The sequence below is a fragment of the Paraburkholderia sp. BCC1876 genome (genome assembly GCF_902833695.1).
In the GTDB taxonomy this organism is placed as follows: domain Bacteria; phylum Pseudomonadota; class Gammaproteobacteria; order Burkholderiales; family Burkholderiaceae; genus Paraburkholderia.
The window spans coordinates 690,590-708,926 of sequence record NZ_CADFGI010000001.1 but is presented as its reverse complement, the minus strand read 5'-3'; the positions used below and the strand labels follow the sequence as shown (position 1 = coordinate 708,926).

18 protein-coding genes are annotated in these 18,337 nt (G+C 63.1%); 7 read left to right on the top strand and 11 right to left on the bottom strand.

What is annotated here, in order from left to right:
* Positions 1 to 8 precede the first annotated feature (8 nt).
* The 4 genes from HWY05_RS03000 to HWY05_RS02985 all read left to right on the top strand — a co-directional run bounded on the left by HWY05_RS03000 (position 9) and on the right by HWY05_RS02985 (position 5,791).
* Entirely contained in the window at positions 9 to 1,190 is a 1,182-nt protein-coding gene (locus tag HWY05_RS03000) for an isovaleryl-CoA dehydrogenase (protein WP_035558179.1), read from the top strand.
* A gap of 40 nt (positions 1,191 to 1,230) precedes the next feature.
* Positions 1,231 to 2,838 carry a carboxyl transferase domain-containing protein gene (locus HWY05_RS02995; RefSeq protein WP_176057343.1) on the top strand — a complete coding sequence of 536 codons (1,608 nt, stop codon included), beginning with the start codon at positions 1,231 to 1,233 and terminating at the stop codon, positions 2,836 to 2,838.
* 42 nt (positions 2,839 to 2,880) lie between these two features.
* On the top strand, positions 2,881 to 3,666 hold the full coding sequence (locus HWY05_RS02990; protein WP_035558173.1) for an enoyl-CoA hydratase/isomerase family protein: 786 nt from the start codon (positions 2,881 to 2,883) through the stop codon (positions 3,664 to 3,666).
* A 100-nt stretch (positions 3,667 to 3,766) separates the two neighbouring features.
* Entirely contained in the window at positions 3,767 to 5,791 is a 2,025-nt protein-coding gene (locus HWY05_RS02985) for an acetyl/propionyl/methylcrotonyl-CoA carboxylase subunit alpha (RefSeq protein WP_176057342.1), read from the top strand.
* Between the two features lie 16 nt (positions 5,792 to 5,807).
* On the opposite strand, the gene HWY05_RS02980 is transcribed toward HWY05_RS02985, so the two are convergent.
* From HWY05_RS02980 to HWY05_RS02955, 6 genes are all read right to left on the bottom strand, one after another.
* Positions 5,808 to 6,599, bottom strand: a complete 792-nt coding sequence (locus tag HWY05_RS02980; protein WP_176057341.1) for a PhnD/SsuA/transferrin family substrate-binding protein — start codon at positions 6,597 to 6,599, stop codon at positions 5,808 to 5,810.
* A 19-nt stretch (positions 6,600 to 6,618) separates the two neighbouring features.
* A complete protein-coding gene (locus tag HWY05_RS02975; protein ID WP_035558165.1) occupies positions 6,619 to 6,897 on the bottom strand; it encodes a DUF1488 family protein in 279 nt (92 codons plus the stop codon).
* A 161-nt stretch (positions 6,898 to 7,058) separates the two neighbouring features.
* Entirely contained in the window at positions 7,059 to 7,268 is a 210-nt protein-coding gene (locus tag HWY05_RS02970) for a hypothetical protein (protein WP_176057340.1), read from the bottom strand.
* Positions 7,265 to 7,678, bottom strand: a complete 414-nt coding sequence (locus HWY05_RS02965; RefSeq protein ID WP_176057339.1) for a hypothetical protein — start codon at positions 7,676 to 7,678, stop codon at positions 7,265 to 7,267. The genes HWY05_RS02970 and HWY05_RS02965 overlap by 4 nt, the downstream gene beginning before the upstream one ends.
* A gap of 272 nt (positions 7,679 to 7,950) precedes the next feature.
* Entirely contained in the window at positions 7,951 to 8,544 is a 594-nt protein-coding gene (locus HWY05_RS02960) for an NAD(P)-binding domain-containing protein (RefSeq protein WP_176057338.1), read from the bottom strand.
* Positions 8,545 to 8,575: 31 nt separating this feature from the next.
* Complete coding sequence (locus HWY05_RS02955) at positions 8,576 to 9,328, bottom strand: SDR family oxidoreductase (protein ID WP_035558156.1); 753 nt, start codon at positions 9,326 to 9,328, stop codon at positions 8,576 to 8,578.
* 122 nt (positions 9,329 to 9,450) lie between these two features.
* On the opposite strand from HWY05_RS02955, the gene HWY05_RS02950 reads away from it, so the two are divergent.
* Both HWY05_RS02950 and HWY05_RS02945 read left to right on the top strand, forming a co-directional pair.
* On the top strand, positions 9,451 to 10,341 hold the full coding sequence (locus HWY05_RS02950; protein WP_035558154.1) for a LysR family transcriptional regulator: 891 nt from the start codon (positions 9,451 to 9,453) through the stop codon (positions 10,339 to 10,341).
* A gap of 308 nt (positions 10,342 to 10,649) precedes the next feature.
* Positions 10,650 to 11,627, top strand: a complete 978-nt coding sequence (locus HWY05_RS02945) for an AraC family transcriptional regulator (RefSeq protein ID WP_244146472.1) — start codon at positions 10,650 to 10,652, stop codon at positions 11,625 to 11,627.
* Positions 11,628 to 11,658: 31 nt separating this feature from the next.
* Here HWY05_RS02945 and HWY05_RS02940 read toward each other — a convergent pair whose 3' ends face one another.
* Genes HWY05_RS02940 through HWY05_RS38600 form a run of 4 tightly spaced genes read right to left on the bottom strand, consistent with a single transcriptional unit; the run spans position 11,659 to position 14,728 of the window.
* Positions 11,659 to 12,243 carry an LUD domain-containing protein gene (locus HWY05_RS02940; RefSeq protein ID WP_176057336.1) on the bottom strand — a complete coding sequence of 195 codons (585 nt, stop codon included), beginning with the start codon at positions 12,241 to 12,243 and terminating at the stop codon, positions 11,659 to 11,661.
* Positions 12,240 to 13,823, bottom strand: a complete 1,584-nt coding sequence (locus tag HWY05_RS02935) for a lactate utilization protein B (RefSeq protein WP_176057335.1) — start codon at positions 13,821 to 13,823, stop codon at positions 12,240 to 12,242. The genes HWY05_RS02940 and HWY05_RS02935 overlap by 4 nt, the downstream gene beginning before the upstream one ends.
* Positions 13,820 to 14,563, bottom strand: coding sequence for a (Fe-S)-binding protein (locus HWY05_RS02930; RefSeq protein ID WP_035563476.1), 744 nt, complete (start codon positions 14,561 to 14,563; stop codon positions 13,820 to 13,822). Before HWY05_RS02930 ends, HWY05_RS02935 begins: the two co-directional genes overlap by 4 nt.
* A gap of 42 nt (positions 14,564 to 14,605) precedes the next feature.
* Complete coding sequence (locus tag HWY05_RS38600; RefSeq protein WP_279614068.1) at positions 14,606 to 14,728, bottom strand: hypothetical protein; 123 nt, start codon at positions 14,726 to 14,728, stop codon at positions 14,606 to 14,608.
* A gap of 238 nt (positions 14,729 to 14,966) precedes the next feature.
* Between HWY05_RS38600 and HWY05_RS02925 the strand changes: the two genes are divergently transcribed.
* Positions 14,967 to 16,619, top strand: a complete 1,653-nt coding sequence (locus HWY05_RS02925; RefSeq protein WP_035563472.1) for a Na+/H+ antiporter — start codon at positions 14,967 to 14,969, stop codon at positions 16,617 to 16,619.
* 50 nt (positions 16,620 to 16,669) lie between these two features.
* Here HWY05_RS02925 and lpdA read toward each other — a convergent pair whose 3' ends face one another.
* Positions 16,670 to 18,064, bottom strand: a complete 1,395-nt coding sequence (lpdA, locus tag HWY05_RS02920) for a dihydrolipoyl dehydrogenase (protein WP_176057334.1) — start codon at positions 18,062 to 18,064, stop codon at positions 16,670 to 16,672.
* Between the last annotated feature and the right edge of the window lie 273 nt (positions 18,065 to 18,337).

Here is an 18,337-nt window from a genome sequence, read left to right as displayed (position 1 = left end):
ACACCGCAATGCGCAACCTGCCCGGTTTGCAATTCCCGCTCGGCGAAGAAATCGAAATGCTGCGTGACAGCATCGCGGGATTCGCTGCCAAAGAAATCGCTCCGCGCGCAGCGGAAATTGATCGCACGGACCAGTTTCCCATGGACCTGTGGCGTAAATTCGGCGATCTGGGCGTGCTGGGCATGACGGTCTCGGAAGAATACGGCGGCGCGAACATGGGCTACACCGCCCACATGATCGCAATGGAAGAAATCTCGCGGGCGTCGGCGTCGGTCGGTTTGTCGTACGGCGCGCATTCGAATCTGTGCGTCAACCAGATTCACCGCAACGGCACCACCGCGCAAAAAGAGAAATACCTGCCCAGGCTGGTCTCCGGCGAACACGTCGGCGCACTCGCCATGAGCGAGCCGAACGCCGGCTCGGACGTGGTCAGCATGAAGCTGCGTGCGGAAAAGAAGGGCGACCACTACGTGCTGAACGGCACCAAGATGTGGATTACCAACGGCCCCGATTGCGACACGCTGGTCGTCTACGCCAAGACCGATCCCGAAGCGAATTCGCGTGGGATTACCGCGTTTATCGTCGAGAAGGGCATGAAGGGTTTCTCGGTCGCGCAGAAGCTCGACAAGCTCGGCATGCGCGGCTCGCACACCGGCGAACTCGTGTTCGAGAACGTCGAAGTGCCGGAAGAAAATATTCTCGGTCAGCTCAACGGCGGCGTGAAGGTGCTGATGAGCGGCCTCGACTACGAACGCGCGGTGCTCGCGGGCGGCCCGACCGGCATCATGGTCGCGGTCATGGACGCGGTCGTGCCGTATATCCACGACCGCAAGCAGTTCGGTCAATCCATCGGCGAATTCCAGTTGATTCAGGGCAAGGTGGCCGATCTGTACACCACGTTGCAGGCGTGTCGCGCGTATCTGTACGCGGTGGGCCGTCAACTCGACACGCTCGGCGCCGAACACGTGCGCCAGATGCGCAAGGATTGCGCCGGCGTGATTCTCTACACCGCTGAAAAAGCCACGTGGATGGCCGGCGAGGCGATCCAGATTCTCGGCGGCAACGGCTATATCAACGAGTATCCGGTCGGCCGTTTGTGGCGCGACGCGAAGCTCTATGAAATCGGCGCGGGCACGAGCGAAATCCGCCGCATGTTGATTGGCCGTGAGCTGTTTGCCGAGACGGCGTAAGCGCTAGCCCATCTTTCGCGGCAACTGGAGAAGACTCGCAATGCCGATCATCGAATCAAAGCTGAATCCGCGCTCGGACGACTTCCGCGCCAACTCGGCGGCGCTCGAAGCGCTGGTCGCCGATCTTCGCGCGAAGATCGAAAAGCTCGCGCTGGGCGGCGGCCAGGCCGCGCGCGACAAACACACGGGCCGCGGCAAACTGCTGCCGCGCGAGCGCATTGCGCAACTGCTCGATCCGGGCACGCCGTTTCTCGAGTTCTCGCAACTCGCCGCGTACGAGATGTACAACAACGACGCGCCGGGCGCGGGCGTGATCACCGGCATCGGCCGGGTCGCGGGGCAGGAGTGTGTGATCGTCTGTAACGACGCAACGGTCAAAGGCGGCACGTACTATCCCGTCACCGTGAAAAAGCACGTGCGGGCGCAGGAAGTCGCCGCGGAAAATCATCTGCCGTGCGTGTATCTGGTCGACTCCGGCGGCGCGAATCTGCCGAATCAGGACGACGTATTCCCCGATCGCGATCACTTCGGCCGCATCTTCTTCAACCAGGCGAATCTGTCGGCGGCAGGCATTCCGCAGATCGCCGTGGTGATGGGCTCGTGCACGGCGGGCGGTGCGTATGTGCCGGCCATGAGCGACGAGTCGATCATCGTCAAGAATCAGGGCACGATTTTTCTCGGCGGCCCGCCGCTCGTGAAAGCCGCTACCGGTGAAGTGGTGAGCGCGGAAGACCTCGGCGGCGGCGACGTGCATACGCGTCTCTCCGGCGTGGTCGATCATCTCGCGCAGAACGACGCGCATGCGCTGGGGATCGCGCGCAGCATCGTCGGCAATCTGAATCGCGTGAAGCAGGTGCCGGTCGCGTTGCAGGAACCGAAGCCGCCGCGCTACGACGTGAAGAGCCTGTACGGCGTGATTCCGGTGGATACACGCAAGCCGTTCGATATCCGCGAAGTGATCGCGCGGATCGTCGACGACTCCGCTTTCGATGAATTCAAGGCACGCTACGGCACCACGCTCGTCTGCGGTTTCGCGCATATCTGGGGGCACCCGGTCGGCATCATCGCGAACAACGGCATTCTGTTTTCCGAGTCGGCGCTCAAGGGCGCGCACTTTATCGAACTGTGCTGCCAGCGCAAGATTCCGCTGGTGTTCCTGCAGAACATCACCGGTTTCATGGTGGGCCGCAAATACGAAAACGAAGGCATCGCGCGTAACGGCGCGAAGATGGTGACGGCCGTGGCTACGGCGAAGGTGCCGAAGTTCACGGTGATCATCGGCGGGTCGTTCGGCGCGGGCAATTACGGCATGTGCGGTCGTGCGTATTCGCCGCGCTTCCTGTGGATGTGGCCGAACGCGCGCATCTCGGTGATGGGCGGCGAGCAGGCGGCGTCGGTGCTGGCCACGGTCAAGCGCGACGGCATCGAAGGCAAGGGCGGCGCATGGAGCGCCGAAGAAGAGGAAGCGTTCAAGCAGCCGATTCGCGACCAGTACGAACATCAGGGCCACCCGTACTACGCGAGCGCGCGGCTGTGGGACGACGGCGTGATCGATCCGGCGCAAACGCGCGACGTGCTCGGTCTCGGTCTGTCCGCCAGCATGAACGCGCCGATCGAAGAAACGCGTTTCGGCGTGTTCAGAATGTGACGCGCGCACAGCACAGTCACGCAACCCCGCGCAGGAGCCACGATGCAATACGAAACGCTGACGCTTGAAGTGTCCGCCCAGATCGCCACGGTCACGCTGAATCGCCCGGACGTGCGCAACGCGTTCAACGAAACGATGATTGCCGAGATCACCTCGGCCTTCACGTCGCTGAACACGCGCGACGACGTGCGCGCGGTGGTGCTCGCCGCGAACGGCAAGGCCTTCTGCGCGGGCGCCGACCTGAACTGGATGAAGAAAATGGCCGGTTACTCGGACGACGAGAACCGCGCCGACGCGATGCTGCTGGCGAACATGCTGGCGTCGATCTATCGCTGCAACAAGCCGGTGATCGCGCGTGTGAACGGCGACGCGTACGCGGGCGGCATGGGCCTGATTTCGGCGTGCGATATCGTGGTGGCGGTGGAGAGCGCGCGTTTCTGTCTGTCCGAAGCGCGTCTCGGCCTGATTCCCGCGACCATCGCGCCGTACGTGATTCGCGCGTTGGGCGAGCAGGCGTCGCGGCGCTACTTCACGACTGCCGAGCAGTTCGATTGCGCGACGGCGTTGCGCCTCGGTCTGGTCAGCGAAGCGGTGAGCGCGGAGCAACTGGACGCGACCGTGCAGCAGATCGCCGGCACGCTCTGCGCGAACGGACCGCAGGCGGTGCGCGCGTGCAAGCAGCTCGTCCAGGACATCGCGGGCCGCGAGTTGAACGACGCGCTGATCGAAGACACGGCGGCGCGCATCGCGCGCACGCGGGCCGGCGCGGAAGGCCGCGAAGGCGTCGCGTCGTTCCTCGAAAAACGCACGCCGTCCTGGCGCGATTGAAACAGCACGAACCCGTGAGCGCCGCATCTTCTCCAGGGCGCCGCACGGTTCTGACCAGAACAACAGCCCCGAACCACGGCACACTTCATCGAGACATTTCATGTTCAACAAGATCCTGATAGCCAACCGCGGCGAGATTGCGTGCCGCGTCGCCGCGACCTGCAAGCGGCTCGGCATCGCGAGCGTGGCGGTCTATTCCGATGCGGACGCCAACGCGAAACACGTAGCCGCCTGCGATGAGGCGGTGCATATCGGCGGATCGAGCGCGAAAGAAAGCTATCTGCGCGTCGAGCGCATTATCGAAGCCGCGCGCGCCACCGGTGCGCAAGCGGTGCATCCGGGCTACGGCTTCCTGTCGGAAAACGAAGACTTCGCGCAGCAGTGCGAGGCGGCCGGCATCGTCTTCATCGGACCGCCGGTCGCGGCGATTGCCGCGATGGGCTCGAAGGCCGCCGCGAAGGCGCTGATGCATGCAGCGGCTGTGCCGCTCGTGCCGGGCTATCACGGCGACGATCAGGATCCGCCGTTGTTGCACCGTGAGGCGGATGCGATCGGCTACCCGATGCTGCTGAAGGCGAGCGCCGGCGGCGGCGGCAAGGGTATGCGCGTGGTCGAACGCAGCGAGGATTTCGTGGCGGCATTGGCGTCGTGCAAGCGCGAGGCCGCGAGCAGCTTCGGCAACGATCGCGTGCTGATCGAAAAGTATCTGACGCGGCCGCGTCACGTGGAAGTGCAGGTGTTCGCGGATCGCCACGGCGGCGCGGTGTATCTGTTCGATCGCGATTGCTCAGTGCAACGGCGTCACCAGAAGGTGCTGGAAGAAGCGCCGGCGCCCGGTTTGTCCGCTGAAATCAAACGCGAAATGGGCGAGGCGGCCGTGGCCGCGGCGCGCGCGGTGAATTACGTCGGCGCGGGCACGGTCGAGTTCATCATGACCGCCAGCGGCGATTTCTACTTCATGGAAATGAACACGCGCCTGCAGGTCGAGCATCCGGTGACCGAAATGGTGACGGGGCAAGACCTGGTGGAATGGCAACTGCGCGTCGCGGGCGACGAACCGCTGCCGCTCACGCAGGAACAACTCAAGCTCGACGGCCACGCGATCGAAGCGCGAATCTACGCGGAACATCCGGCGCGCGGCTTTTTGCCGTCCACGGGTACGCTCAGGCATCTGCGCATGCCGGAAGGCGTGGAGTTCGTGATCGGCATGGGCGAGGCGGGACGCAAGGCACCGGTGCGGATCGACAGCGGCGTGCGCGAAGGCGACACCATCACGCCGTTCTACGATCCGATGATCGCCAAGCTGATCGTGCATGGCGCCACGCGCGAGGAAGCGCTGGCGCGCATGAGCCGCGCGCTGCATGCGTGCGAGGTGGTCGGCCCGCATACCAACGTCGAGTTTCTGCAGCGCATTGTCACGAGCGAGCCATTCGCCACGGGCGATCTCGATACCGGCTTGATCGAGCGTCATCACGATGCGTTGTTCGCGCTGGTGAAGAAGCCATTCAAGGAAGCGCTGGCGCTCGCTTGCGCCGCGCTGCTGACGCGCGAAGGCGGCACCGCCCATGGCGCGTCGCCGTGGGACGCGTTGTCGCATTGGCGGCTGAATAGCGGCTACACGCAGACGCTCGGCTGGCGCAATCTCGACGACGAAAGCGCGTTCATCGTCACTTTCGCTCGCGACGGCGACACGCAAACGCTGGAACACGACGGCGTGCGCGAAGGCTTCAGCTGGTCGGCCGGCGCGGGCGAGCATGAGTTTCGCGCGACTATCGGCGACGCGCGGGCAACCGGCCGCGTGTTCGTGGATGGCGATACGTTCCACGTGTTCTGCCTCGGCGAAACGCTGGCGTTCGAGTGGCAGAACCTGCTCGCGCATGCCGCGGATGCGGAAGGCGGCGAAGGCCGTCTGACCGCGCCGATGCCGGGCAAGGTGATCGCGGTGCTGGTCGAACCGGGCACGGTGGTGGAGAAGGGCACACCGCTGATCGTGATGGAAGCAATGAAGATGGAGCATACGATCGGCGCGCCGGCCGCGGGAACGGTGTCGGAAGTGTTGTATGCGGTGGGCGATCAGGTGGCCGACGGCGCGCAGCTTCTGGTGCTGGACGTGAAGTCGGCGTAACGCTCAGAGGTAATGCTCAGGCGAGGCGCGGATAACCGGCGGCGCGCGCTTCGTCTTCGAGTTGTTCGATGCGTGCGTAGTCGGCGAACGTCAGTGTGGAAAAGCCCTGCAAACGCAGGCGTTTTACGCGTTCGGGCTGATTGAGCAGCGTGTCGTTCAGCGCGTCGCGCAGTGCTTCGATAGTCTGCGACGGCACCGTGTTCGACGCGATCAACGGTAGTCCCGGCGACGGCGCCGTCACGCCGATCCGGCGCACTTGCCGCGCGAGTTCCGGCATTTCATCGGCGATAAACGCGAACGTCACGCAGTCGATCGCGGCGACGTCCGCGCGATTTTCCGCAACCGCGCGCAACGAACCGAGATGCGAACCGGTCCGCACCACGGCGCTGAAAAATGCGCCGCCGTCTGCGAGCGGCGCTACGGCGTGGCGAAACACGTTCATGCCGCTATTCGAGTCGTCCTGGTTGTAGGCGGCGCGCGCGCCGCGGCAGGCGGCCAGCGTGTCGAACGGCGCGTCGAAGCGAGTCACCAGCACGCTCGAATAGTCCGCGCCTTCGCAACCCGGCGCGTCGTAACGCGGCGTGGCGATCAACTGAACCTGCTCGTGCAAGCCATGCATCAGCGGATAGCCGCAGGTCTGCGAGATCAGCAGGTTGGGGCGACGCCAGAAGCCGTGCAATTCTTCGTCGGGTTCGACGATGCGGCAGGCGGGCTTGACCCGCAGCAACACGTCGGCCAGCCACTCGCGCCATTCGAAGGCGAGAGCGGGCGTGACGTTATACATCGGCAGGGCGGCGATCCAGGTCATGAGCGCGATTCTGGCACACCTAATGTCTGACCATTCGGAATTCGTCTAGGCCGAGCCGCACCGCCTCGGTCGGTCTGAACGTCCATTTGTGTGCGGCGACGGACAGGATTTCCTGCTGCGCGTCTTCGAACGCGATCAGCAGGTCCTGCTTGCGCTTGCTGGCCGCGCCGCAGAAGGTGATCAGCGCTTCTGCACTGACTTCGAAGATCTGCACGCGATCATCGCAGCAGACCCGGAACGCGACCGTCGCGCATTCCGTGACACAGGGCCGAAACCCTTCATCGACATAGACCGACATGGCGACCTCCCCACACACGCCCGAAGTGTCAGGATGACAAATCGTAAGGCGGAGGTATGTGGGGGAACCGGCATTCGGGGTGAATTGGAGGCGACCGACGCAAGTTGGATCTGGTCGGAAAAATCCGGTCGGCTATTTGTGCGCGCCGAAGCCTCTTCGATCTAGTCGCGGCGGGGTTTGCGGGCTGGATCTTCGCCCAGGTCTCTCAAACGTGCCCGCAAGCGCTGGTTGTCGGCGAACAACCCGGCAAAGGCCAGAACGAACAGCAGCAGGTAGAACCACTGGCCCGAGTAGTGAATGAGCCCCCACGCAGCGCCGGCGCAGGCGAGGGCCGCTAGCAGAAGCGCTGCTTTATCGTAGATAAACTTCATGCCGTTACCCGCTGGTGCGATGCCAGAAATGCGTAGTTGCGCCGCGACGGCGTATCAATCAGCACTTCGGGATGACGTTGAATAAATACGAGTATGGAGTGCGGGATAACCCGCCTATTTCGACCTACCCACGTCTGGAGCGTTGAAGCGACAGTAGCTCGGCTTGTGCATTTCATGGCGGTATTGGAGGCGACGATCAACGAACCGATGCATGCGCCCGCATAAAACGACGCCGATAGCGCGCCGACTACGGACAGCAACTCAAGTGCGGTCGTCGCGCCAATGAGTTCGGCGATCGTCGCGCCAGGTCCTGGCGTTTTCAGCGCGGCTAACATCGTGGCGACATTCGATGTCGCGGCCTGAATGGTCCCGAACAGACTCGATGGAGCCGGCAAACCCAGCGCATTCATATTCTGTTCAAATGCTTTTCCAAAATCACCTCAGACAACGGCCATAAAGCTCTCAGTGCAAAGGCAAAGAGCGGCGAGTTTAACTGACAAATAGCGAAAATCGCCGCGATTGACGGTCAGACAAAGAAGTTAATGCGGCCCGCATGCCAGCCCAGGCCGTTGTCTGCGATTCAGTCGAGAATTTTCCTGATGCTCAATCGATCGGGTTGAAAATGAGCATCGTTATCAGACGTGTCGCTACCGAATTCGCGATTTATCCGAACGCCTGATCATCAATCAAACTTAACCAGATCCTGAAAAATAAGCCGCCCCCACGTGCGGCCTCGCGCCTGAACAAGCAGCCCACCCTCGCCGATTTTCCCCAGTTCGATCGGCGCGAAGCCAAGCCGCTCGGCGAGCGCCGCCACCGATGCGCTGGCCGCGTCGTCGTCGCTGGAAACAAACACGACTTGCCGGCCGCCTGCGGGTGTTGTCGGCCCTTGCGCCAGCGTCGCGGCCGCCACGTGGTTGAAGGCCTTCACCACCTTCGCCCCCGGAAACGCTTTCGCCACAGCGGCAGTAGAGGGCAACCCGTCCAGCTCTTCCGGCGGCACGCCGAATGCGTTGGTGGCGTCGATCACGATCTTCCCTTGCCAGTGGTCTGCCATCCGCCCGATGTCCCGATGAGCGGCGAAAGGCACCGCCAGGATGACGACATCGGCCTTGACCGCGTCCTCAATATGCCTGGGCACGAGCGACGGCCCGATCTGCGCCGCGAGCGTGTCCACCGGCCGCCGGCCGGCCACGATGACTTCGATTCCCTGATGGGCGAATGTGTGAGCGATGGCCGTACCGATCTTGCCAAGTCCGATGATTGCGTAGCTCATTGATCTCTCCATGAATAAGTTGTCGGTTCTTTCAAACCTGCCCGACGCCACCGTCGTTCATCAGATCCGCGCCGGTCATATAGGAACTCTGCTCGGACGCGAGAAAAACCGCCGCGTTAGCCATCTCCTCGGGCTGCGCGAGTCGTCCGATCGGGATCATGCTCAGGTACATCTTCACCAACGCTTCCCGGTCTTCCGGCGAGGTGCCTTGCGAGTCGAGCATCGGCGTGTCGGTCACGCCAGGACTCAGCGTGTTCACGCGAATGCCGCGATCCTTGAATTCCGCTGCCCATGTGCGCGCATAGGACCGCAACGCCGCTTTCGTCGCCGCGTAGGTCGTATGACCCGGAATACCCATAACGTGCATCGCCGACGACACCAGCACGATCGATCCGCCACGCGTCATGAGCGGCAATAACTTCTGCACCAGAAACACGGGGCTGCGCGCATTGAGATTGAAGGTCCGGTCGAAATGCTCGGGCGTGAGCGTATCGATCGAAGCCTGCTCCACCAGCGCCGCATTCGACACGACGATATCGACGACACCGCGTTCGCGCTTGACTGCCGCCACGACCCGGTCGAGATCGTCGAGCTTCGTGGCGTCGGCCTGAATCGCGGTGACGTTGCGGCCGATCCGTTCGACGGCCTCGTCGAGCTGCGCTTGCCGGCGGCCGAAGATCACCACATGAGCACCTTCGGCGACGAAGCGTTGCGCAATCGCCAGACCGATACCGGTCGTGCCGCCGCTAATCACGGCGATCTTGTCTTGGAGAAGAGAGGACATGAGACACCTTCTGTGTGTTCGTGAATGTTGAGACCATCGTAGTGGCGGGTCCCCGCATTGATAATCAGCGGATGGTTCATAAGGTTTATTCTTCGAGAGAATTAATCGAGGAGCAGGCCACGATGGACCGGTTTCAGGAATTGAATGCCTTCATCGCCGTTGTCGAAGCGGGCGGTTTTTCCGCCGCGGCACGCAGAACCGGCGAATCCCAGTCCGCGACCAGCAAGGCCATCGGCGCGCTGGAGAAACGCCTCGGCGTGAGGCTCTTCAACCGAAGCACGCGCAGCGTGACGCTGACCGATCAGGGGCAGCGCTACTACGACCGTACGAAACCGCTGGTCGACGAGATGGATGAAGCCGACGGCGAACTGACCAGCAGCACGCTGGAGGTCTCGGGTCCGATCAGGATCGCGGTGGCCTCGACGTTCGGCCGTCTTCACGTTCTGCCGCTCATCCCCGAGCTGTTGTCGCTCAATCCCGGCCTTCAGGTCGATCTGATTCTTTCGGACTTCGTGCGGGACATGGTGGACGATCGAATCGATCTGGCGATCCGCGTGGGTCCGGTCGACGATCCCGATGCGGTCGTCAAACGTGTGGCTTGCACGCCGCTCGTTTGCGTCGGTTCGCGCCATTACTTCGAGCAGCACGGCGTCCCCCAAACGCCCGCCGAACTCGTCGATCACAATTGCTTGCTGTACGGCGGTTTACTGGAATCGGCGAATTGGCCGTTTGTCGGACCGGAAGGTCGCTTCAGTGTGTCCGTGCGCGGCAATCTGTCGTCGAACAGTGTCGAAACGATCCGCGCGGGTGTGCTGGCCGGGGTGGGAATCGGTCTGTTCGCGAAGCTCTCGCTCGCCGATGAACTGCGGCATCCGGACGTGATCACGATTCTCGACGACTTCATCAGCGACGTCAGAGACGTCAGCCTCGTGTGGCCGAAACGCCGCTTCATACCGGCACGCGTGCGCCGCGCGACGGAATTCTTTGCCGCAGCGCTCCCACCGCGTATTTAGACGAGCTCGCGTGCCATGGCTGCGCGTCGATCGCAATCCGATACCAAATGGCACAAGACCATGCAATCTTCCGCGGGCTCCGCTTCCGTATGCTCTCTGCGCTGTTGAAACTTGTGACACAATAAAACGTCAGGATCGCCGCAGGATACGGGCGTTCGCCCTGCAGGCATGACACGTAAGGGAGGCGCACATGGCCGCCAGCTTCGCATCACGCACCGCAGCGGCGCGACAGCCCTCCCGGGTCGCTCAGTCGACCTGCCATGCACCACCTTCGGCGTCCGGCTATCGGCGTCAACGGAGCCTTGCTCGTGGATAACACCGTGGCTCAGAACCGGCTGCCTGCGCTGGCCCATCCGAAATTGATCTCCATCGACGAGATCCTGAGCGCGCGCCCCCAGCGGCCGATTGCCACCACCCGCGAGCGCGGCTGGAGTGGCGTGACGGCCGACCTTCACCGTCCGTACTTCGGTTGCGCCGAGCGCCACGCGGGCCTCGATCATCATCTGATCTGCTATTGCCCGTCGGGCAGCGCGAAACTGGTTCAGAGCCGCGCCGGCGTCGTTCATGCAAGCGTCATTACGGCCGGCACGTCCTATATCATGCCCGCCGGCTACGAGTCGGCGTGGGAAGGCGATTCGGGATTGTCCGCGCGGCTACGCGTGCCGACCTCGCTGGTCGACTCGGCGGCGGAGCAGGTGGGTCAGCGGCCGGGCCAGGTGGAAATCCGCAATGTGTTTCAGGTGCGCGATCCCGTGATCGAGCGCCTCGCGCAGACGCTGCTCGTGGAAATGGACCGGCCGGCGCATCCCGTTCAGGTGTTGATCGTCGACGCGCTATCCACCGCGCTGGCCGCCCATATGCTGCGCGGCTATAACGCATTCGAACGGGTGGAGGTCTCGCCGGAGCGCTCGCTCTGCAAGCTCGAAATCGCGCGCCTCACGGAATTCATCGAAGACAATCTCGATCGCACGATCAGCCTCGAAGATCTGGCCTCGGTCGTGAATATGAGCCGATTCCATTTCAGCCGGCTGTTCAAACGCAGCACCGGCAGCACGGCGATCAGCTTCGTCGAGCAGTGTCGGATTCGCCGGGCGCAATCGCTGATTACCGACACCGACCGGCCGCTCGCGGAGATCGCGTTGACGGTGGGCTTTGTCGATCAGAGTCATTTCACGCGGCGATTTCATCGGCATGTCGGCTGCACGCCCGCGGTGTTTGCGCGCGAGCAGGGACGACGACGCTCGGGGCTGCGCTCGGCGCAGTCCATCGGCAAGCGCGAGCCATAACCGTTCGCGGGAATCGCTGACGCGCGTCGATTCACCGCGTTGACTGCAGTATCACCGTCAACGAGCGGACGCCCTGCGCGCCGTGAATGAGCACGCCTTCGATATCCGCTGTAGCAGACGGACCGGTGTGGAAACTCGCATAACGATGCTGGTGAAATTCCGCCCGGCGATAGGCTTCCTGAAGCGTCGGCAGAATGTCGTTCGGCGCGAGCAGCACGATCAGATGCTGCGCGAGATAGGCCACCGCGTTCGATATCAGCGCGTCGTCGGTTAGCAGGACAGAGCCCGTCTCCGCCACGCCGAATCGTGCCCGCACGATTGCCACGTCGACATCGGCCAGCTCGCGCGGGTCCGCAATCGATCCGGGATCGCGATTCCCGGCGTAGTCGGGAACCGCAGAGGCGATGACTTTCGCGGCGGGAAACCGCTCCCGCAGAAGGTCGGCGATACCACCGCCCGCGAAACCATTTCCGCCCATGGCTTCGAGATTGTTGATGAAGAGCGTGCTTCGTGCGCCGCCGTCGTCGAACGGAAAGATCGGCAGGTCGGGCAGCGCGTAGTCGCCCTGCGGCTGGTTGGCTCGCACCGTGGCGAGGATGGTGTCGCGTGCGCTCATTGTTCGTCCTCCCGTCCGCCCTGGGTTCGCTCGTACCATTGATGGAAAGTCTCTTTCGGCGGTTCGGGCATGCTGCGCCCCGACGCGGCCCAACTGTTGAGCGGATTCGCGATCGCGAAGTCCGGCAGCACCTTCAACGCGCTGTCGGCGACCGCGATGGCCGCGCGATAGAGTTTCGGATGGGCAAGGACCGTCCCCGCCGCCTTCATCAATGCCTGCTTGCCCACGCCGATGTCATGACTCTCCGCCAGCACCTTGCGCCACGCGAAGATCTGTTCGTGAATGTTGATCTTCACCGGGCAGACATTGCTGCACGAACCATTGAGCGTCGAGGCGAACGGCAGCGTGGAATAGCGGCGCCGGTCGAATGTCGGATCGAGAATGAGCCCGATCGGTCCTGAGTAGGTCGCGCCATACGAGAGTCCGCCCGAGCGCCGGTAAACCGGGCAGGTGTTCATGCACGCGCCGCAGCGGATGCACTTCAGGCTCTGCCAGAATTCGGGCTCGCCGAGCCGCGCCGAGCGGCCGTTATCGACCAGCACGATATGCATTTCGCCGCCGTCGCGCGGCCCGCGAAAGTGCGACGTGTATTGCGTGATCGGCGAGCCCAGCGCGGAACGCGACAACAGGCGAATGAACACGCCCAGATCGGCGACGCGCGGGATCAGCTTCTCGATGCCGATCGAAGCGATATGCAGCGGCGGCACATTCGCGGAAAGGTCGGCATTGCCCTCGTTGGTGCAGACCACGAAGCTGCCGGTTTCCGCCACCGCGAAGTTGGCGCCGGTCATGCCGGCCTCGGCGTCGAGAATCAGCGGGCGGGTCTTTTCGCGCTGCTGCTCGGCCAGATAGTGCACGTCGTCGTTGGCCGGATCGGTGCCGAGCGTCCTCGCGAACACCTCCGCCACGTCGGCGCGCAGCTTGTGTACGGCGGGCACGACAATGTGGCTGGGCAGCTCGTCGTCGAGTTGCTGGATGCGCTCGCCGAGATCGGTCTCCACGACCTCGATGCCCACGCCCGCCATGTAGTGGCGCAGGCCGGTTTCCTCCGTAAGCATCGACTTCGACTTGATCAGCCGCTTCACGCGATGATCGGCCAGGATGCCGTGGACGATGCGGTTATGCTCGGCGCCGTCGCGCGCCCAGTGAACGTGGATGCCGTTGGCCTGGGCCTGCGCTTCGAACCGTTCGAGATGGTCGCCGAGATGAGCCAGCGTGTGCTGTTTGATCGACGAAGCGAGTTCGCGCAGCGCCTCCCATTCGGGCATGGCATGCATTTGCCGGTCGCGTTTCTGGCGCAGATCCCACAGGCGCTCGTCGTGCATCTTTTCATGGCGTGGGGCGTCGATGAAACGCTGCGCCGCTTCGTTGTGATCGACCGGCTGGCGGCGATGCAGCACCGCGCCGCGTGGCTGGGGCTCGTGCGGCGGCGGCTGGAGTGGGCGCGAGGTGGCTTCCGCATGACTCAGCCGGTCGCCGGCCATGCTCTTGGCGCCATGATCGTTGTCGCTGTGCAGTTCGTCGTGAAGCAGCGCCGGCAAACCGTCTTGCGCGTGACGGGATTTTTCCTGAGCGCTCATGTCGGATCTCCGTTCAGCACCTGCGCGATATGGCGAAACCTGAGCGGCAGGCCGAGGTGTTTGGCGCAACCTTTCTGGTGCAGCATGCACGAACTGTCCGCGGAGACGACATAGTCCGCACCGGCCGCGGCATGGTCGCGGACTTTGTCCTGGCCCATTTTCACGGAGACTGCCGGTTCGAATACGCTGAAGGTGCCGCCAAAACCGCAGCATTCGTCCGGGCGCGCCTTCTCGACCAGTTCCAGTCCCTTCACCATGCGCAGCAGGTCCAGCGGCTTGGAGTGGGGCGTTTCGCGCCGCTCCGACATACTGCCGTGGGAGAGACCGCGCAGCGCGTTGCAGTTGTTGTGATAGCTGACCTTGTGCGGAAATTCGGCCCACGGAAAGCCGTCGACCTCCAGCACGTCGTGCAGAAACTCGACGAGGTCATAGGTCCGTTCGCGTAGATGGCGGACCTCGTCGGTCTGCTCGACCGCGGTCATGTGACAGCGTATCTGGTGCGTACAACTTCCCGACGGCACGACGACCGCGTCGAAGCCGGCGAAGTTGCGCACGAACAGTTCCTCGGTCGCTTTCGCTTCGGCGTGGCAGCCTGAATTGACCATCGGCTGGCCGCAGCAGGTCTGGTCGAACGGATAGTGCGGATCGATGCCGAACCGGCGTAACAGGTTCAGTGTGGCGATGCCGACCTCCGGCTCGAAGGCATCGACATAGCAAGGCACAAACAGGGCAACGCGCATCATGGGCCTCTCGGTGGCAGGGTTGGATCGACCGCGCGCGGGTCAGGGTTGCATCTTCATGATCGGCGACAGGGGCATCGTCATGTGATTGAGGTTGGCCATGATCCACAGCGACCTCACCACGACGACAAAGACGATGACGAGGCCAAAGACGAGTAACGTCAATGAAGGCTCTCCACATGGTTCAGGCGGGGAGCATTCGGAAAGTTGCGTTGTCCGGGACACGACATCACGAGGCGACGATACTTGCGCGAGCGCGCGGAGGATTGCACCTTCTTGCTCGAAATTGTTGATCGGTGCTCTTTAGCGGGAACGAATCGAATCGAGTCGTTCAGACCGTTTTTTATAGCCTATTATCTGGATTCCTTCTTTCCTGACCGGCGTGCAAGCCCGCGGGCTGAACTTGGAAACGATCACCCTCACTCTCGTATTGCTCGCGTGTGTCATTGCGAGCAGTATCGTCAAACGTGCCGCGCGGATTCCGCTCCCGCTTGCCATCGTGCAGATCGCCATCGGCGCGCTGATGGCGCAGATCTTCCGGTTCCGGGTTTCGCTCGCACCCGACGTTTTCCTGCTGTTGTTCGTGTCGCCCTTGCTGTTTCTCGACGGCTGGCGCATTTCGAAAGAAGGCCTGTTCCGCGACAAGTGGACGATCGGTGCATTCGCTCTCGGGCTGGTTCTGTTCACGGTCCTGGGCGCGGGGTTCTTCATTCATTGGCTGATTCCGCTCATGCCGTTGCCGGTGGCCTTTGCGTTGGCGGCGACGCTTTCTCCGACCGACGCGGTTGCCGTGTCGGCCATTGCGGAACGTGTACCGATCCCGCAGCGCTTGATGAATGTTCTCGCAGGCGAAGCGCTACTGAACGACGCGTCGGGCCTCGTCTGCCTGCGTTTTGCGATTGCCGCCGCGGTAACGGGCTCGTTCTCGGTCGCCGAAGCGAGCGGCACCTTCCTGTGGCTGGTGGCGGGCGGCGTGGCGGCAGGCGCGGCGGTCACGCTGCTGGCGAATGCGGCGAAGGACTGGACCGCGCGATTGTTCGGCGAGGAAACCGGCACGCAGATTCTGATCAGTTTGCTGTTGCCGTTCGGCGCGTATGTCGTGGCCGACCGGCTCGCCGCATCGGGTATCCTGGCGGCCGTGACGGCGGGCATCGTGATGAGTTACGAGGAGCTGGCGGGAAAGGCGTTGGCCAGTACACGCATTCGCCGTGCGGCGGTTTGGGATGCGCTTCAATTCGCCGGCAATGGCGTGATCTTCGTGCTTCTCGGGCAGCAGCTTTTCAGCGTGATCGATCGGGGTGGGCAAGTTATCGGCCAAACCGGAAGGCAGCAGGAAATCTGGCTGCTGATCTATGTCGCCGCAATCAGTTGCGCGTTACTTCTCATACGGTTCTTGTGGACCTGGGCTGCCTTGCGCGTGATTGTGTTTCGCACTGGCCCGGGCAATCAGACGATCAACACGTCCGGCTGGCGCCTGATTACGGCGACGTCGTTAGCGGGCGTACGTGGCGCGGTTTCGCTCTCCGGCGTGATGACGCTACCGTTGCTCGTTGAAAACGGTTCGCCGTTCCCGGCAAGAGACCTCGCCATTCTGCTTGCCGCCGGCGTGATCATCGTTACCCTGATTGCTGCGAACGTCGGCTTGCCCTATGTGCTGGGCGGTATCAAGGTGCCGCCCGGCACCTTGGCGCGGCGGCAGGAGGACGACGCTCGCGGCGCTGCGGCTCAGGCAGCAATCGTTGCTGTTGAGCGCGCGCTTCATGAGACGCGCCAGGCAAGCGAAGACGCCGACCTTTTTTCGCAGGCCGGCGCGCGGCTTATCGCACACTATCGCGAGCAGATCGCATTGCGCGGCGATAGCGGACTGGACGCGAGGCGCGGCTTGCAGATCGATGAGATCGAACGCCGGCTGCGTCTGCTGGCGCTCGGCGCTGAACGGGACGAACTTTATCGCGTCGCCCAGTCGGGCAAGCTGACGGACGAACTGGTGCGAGATCTGGTGCGGGAAGTCGATCTGCAGGAGTCGCGGTTTAGCGGCCGCGGCTCGCGAAGCTGAGGTTGGGCGTGTAGTGGCATGCATGACGCCATGATGCCGTGCGCTACGCGTTACGCGTGCATCATCCATCCGCCCGCGGCCATGGCTGCCTGACGCAGTGCCTCGGACCAGACGGGATGGGGATGACAGATACGCGCAAAATCCTCGCACAGCATTGAGGCTTCCATGGCGACGGCCACCTGCGAAACCAGATCGGCCGCGCCAGGGCCAACCAGATGAGCGCCCGCAATCAGGTTCGTCTGCGCGTCGACCAGCAGTTTCACAAACCCGTCGGTGGTGCCGCCGATTGCGGCACGCGCGTTGCCGGCGATCGGGCAGTAACCGACGCGATATGCCACACCGCTTCCGCGAAGCTCGTCCTCGGTTTTGCCGATCATCGCGACCTCGGGGCGCGTGTAAAGCGCGTAGGGGATCGCCGCGTAATTGACGAAGCCGGGCAGACCGGCAATCCGCTCAGCGCACGCTATCGCTTCTTCTTCGGCTTTGGACATGAGCATCGCGCCGGCGGCGGCGTCGCCGACTACCCAGATTCCCGCAGCCTGGGTCAGCAGACCTTGCTGAGCCAATACGTCTTCCTGCGCGGAGGGCATGCCCACGCTCGCAAGATTAAGGCCGGCCGTCGACGGTCGGCGGCCGATCGCGACGAGCGCGATATCGGCGTCGAGCGTGGTGATCTCGCCCGATTCCGCCGTGCGCAGTCGAATGGAAACACTGTCCGTGCGCTTGTCGATATCGATCACGTCGCTCGACAAGCGGATCGCCATACCTTGTCGCCGCAGCGAGCGTTCCAGCGTGGCGGTCACGTCGCGATCGAGCCAATGGCAGAGACGATCGCGACGCTCGATCAGCGTGACGCGCGCGCCGAGGCGGCGCCAGATCGAACCGAGTTCCACGCCTATTGCACCCGCGCCGATGATCGCCAGATGTCGCGGTACCCGATCGAGTGACAGCGCATCGGCCGAATCGAGAATCCGCGTGTGATCGAAAGGGGCAAAGGGGAGCGGGATGGGTTCCGAACCCGTGGCGATCACAACGGCGGTTCCGCGCAAGGATTGCTGCACGCCGCCCGCTTTTCTGACGACCACCTGTCCGGCGGCGGCAAGCAGCGCGTGACCATAGATGAGCGTGACGCCGTGCTTGTGCAGCAGTTTGTGAACGCCGTTCGACATCTTCTCAACGGTGGCGGCTTTATACGCCATCATTTGCGCGAGATTGAGCGTGGGCGCGCAGTCGATGCCCAGCGCGGCATTCTTGCTGGCCAGCTCGTAGATTTCGGAAGTATGAAGCAGCAATCGCGACGGAATGCAGCCGCTGCGCATGCCCGCTCCGCCGACATTCGACGCTCGTTCGACACAGGCGACAGAGAGGCCGAGCTGGGCCGCGCGAATCGCGGTGTTGTAACCGCCCGCGCCGCACCCAATGACGATGACATCGTAATGTTTCATCAAGCTAGCGCCCTGAGCTCACACGAACGGGGAGGAAAGAACGGGATTGGGCGGTCGCCCTCGCGGCCAGTCGAAATGGGTCGCGACATAGAAAGGTGACTTCAGCGTAGCAGAACGCGCGAGCGTTGAATTGAACACTCGTGCTCAGTTTGGTTGATACTTGATGCCTGAAGAACACCATCGCGGCGTTCATGATGGAACGCTGGATCGTGTGCTGATTTTTCGTTTTCCAAAGTGATTCACGGCGTCCCGAGCGGGACTATTGTCGTGTTA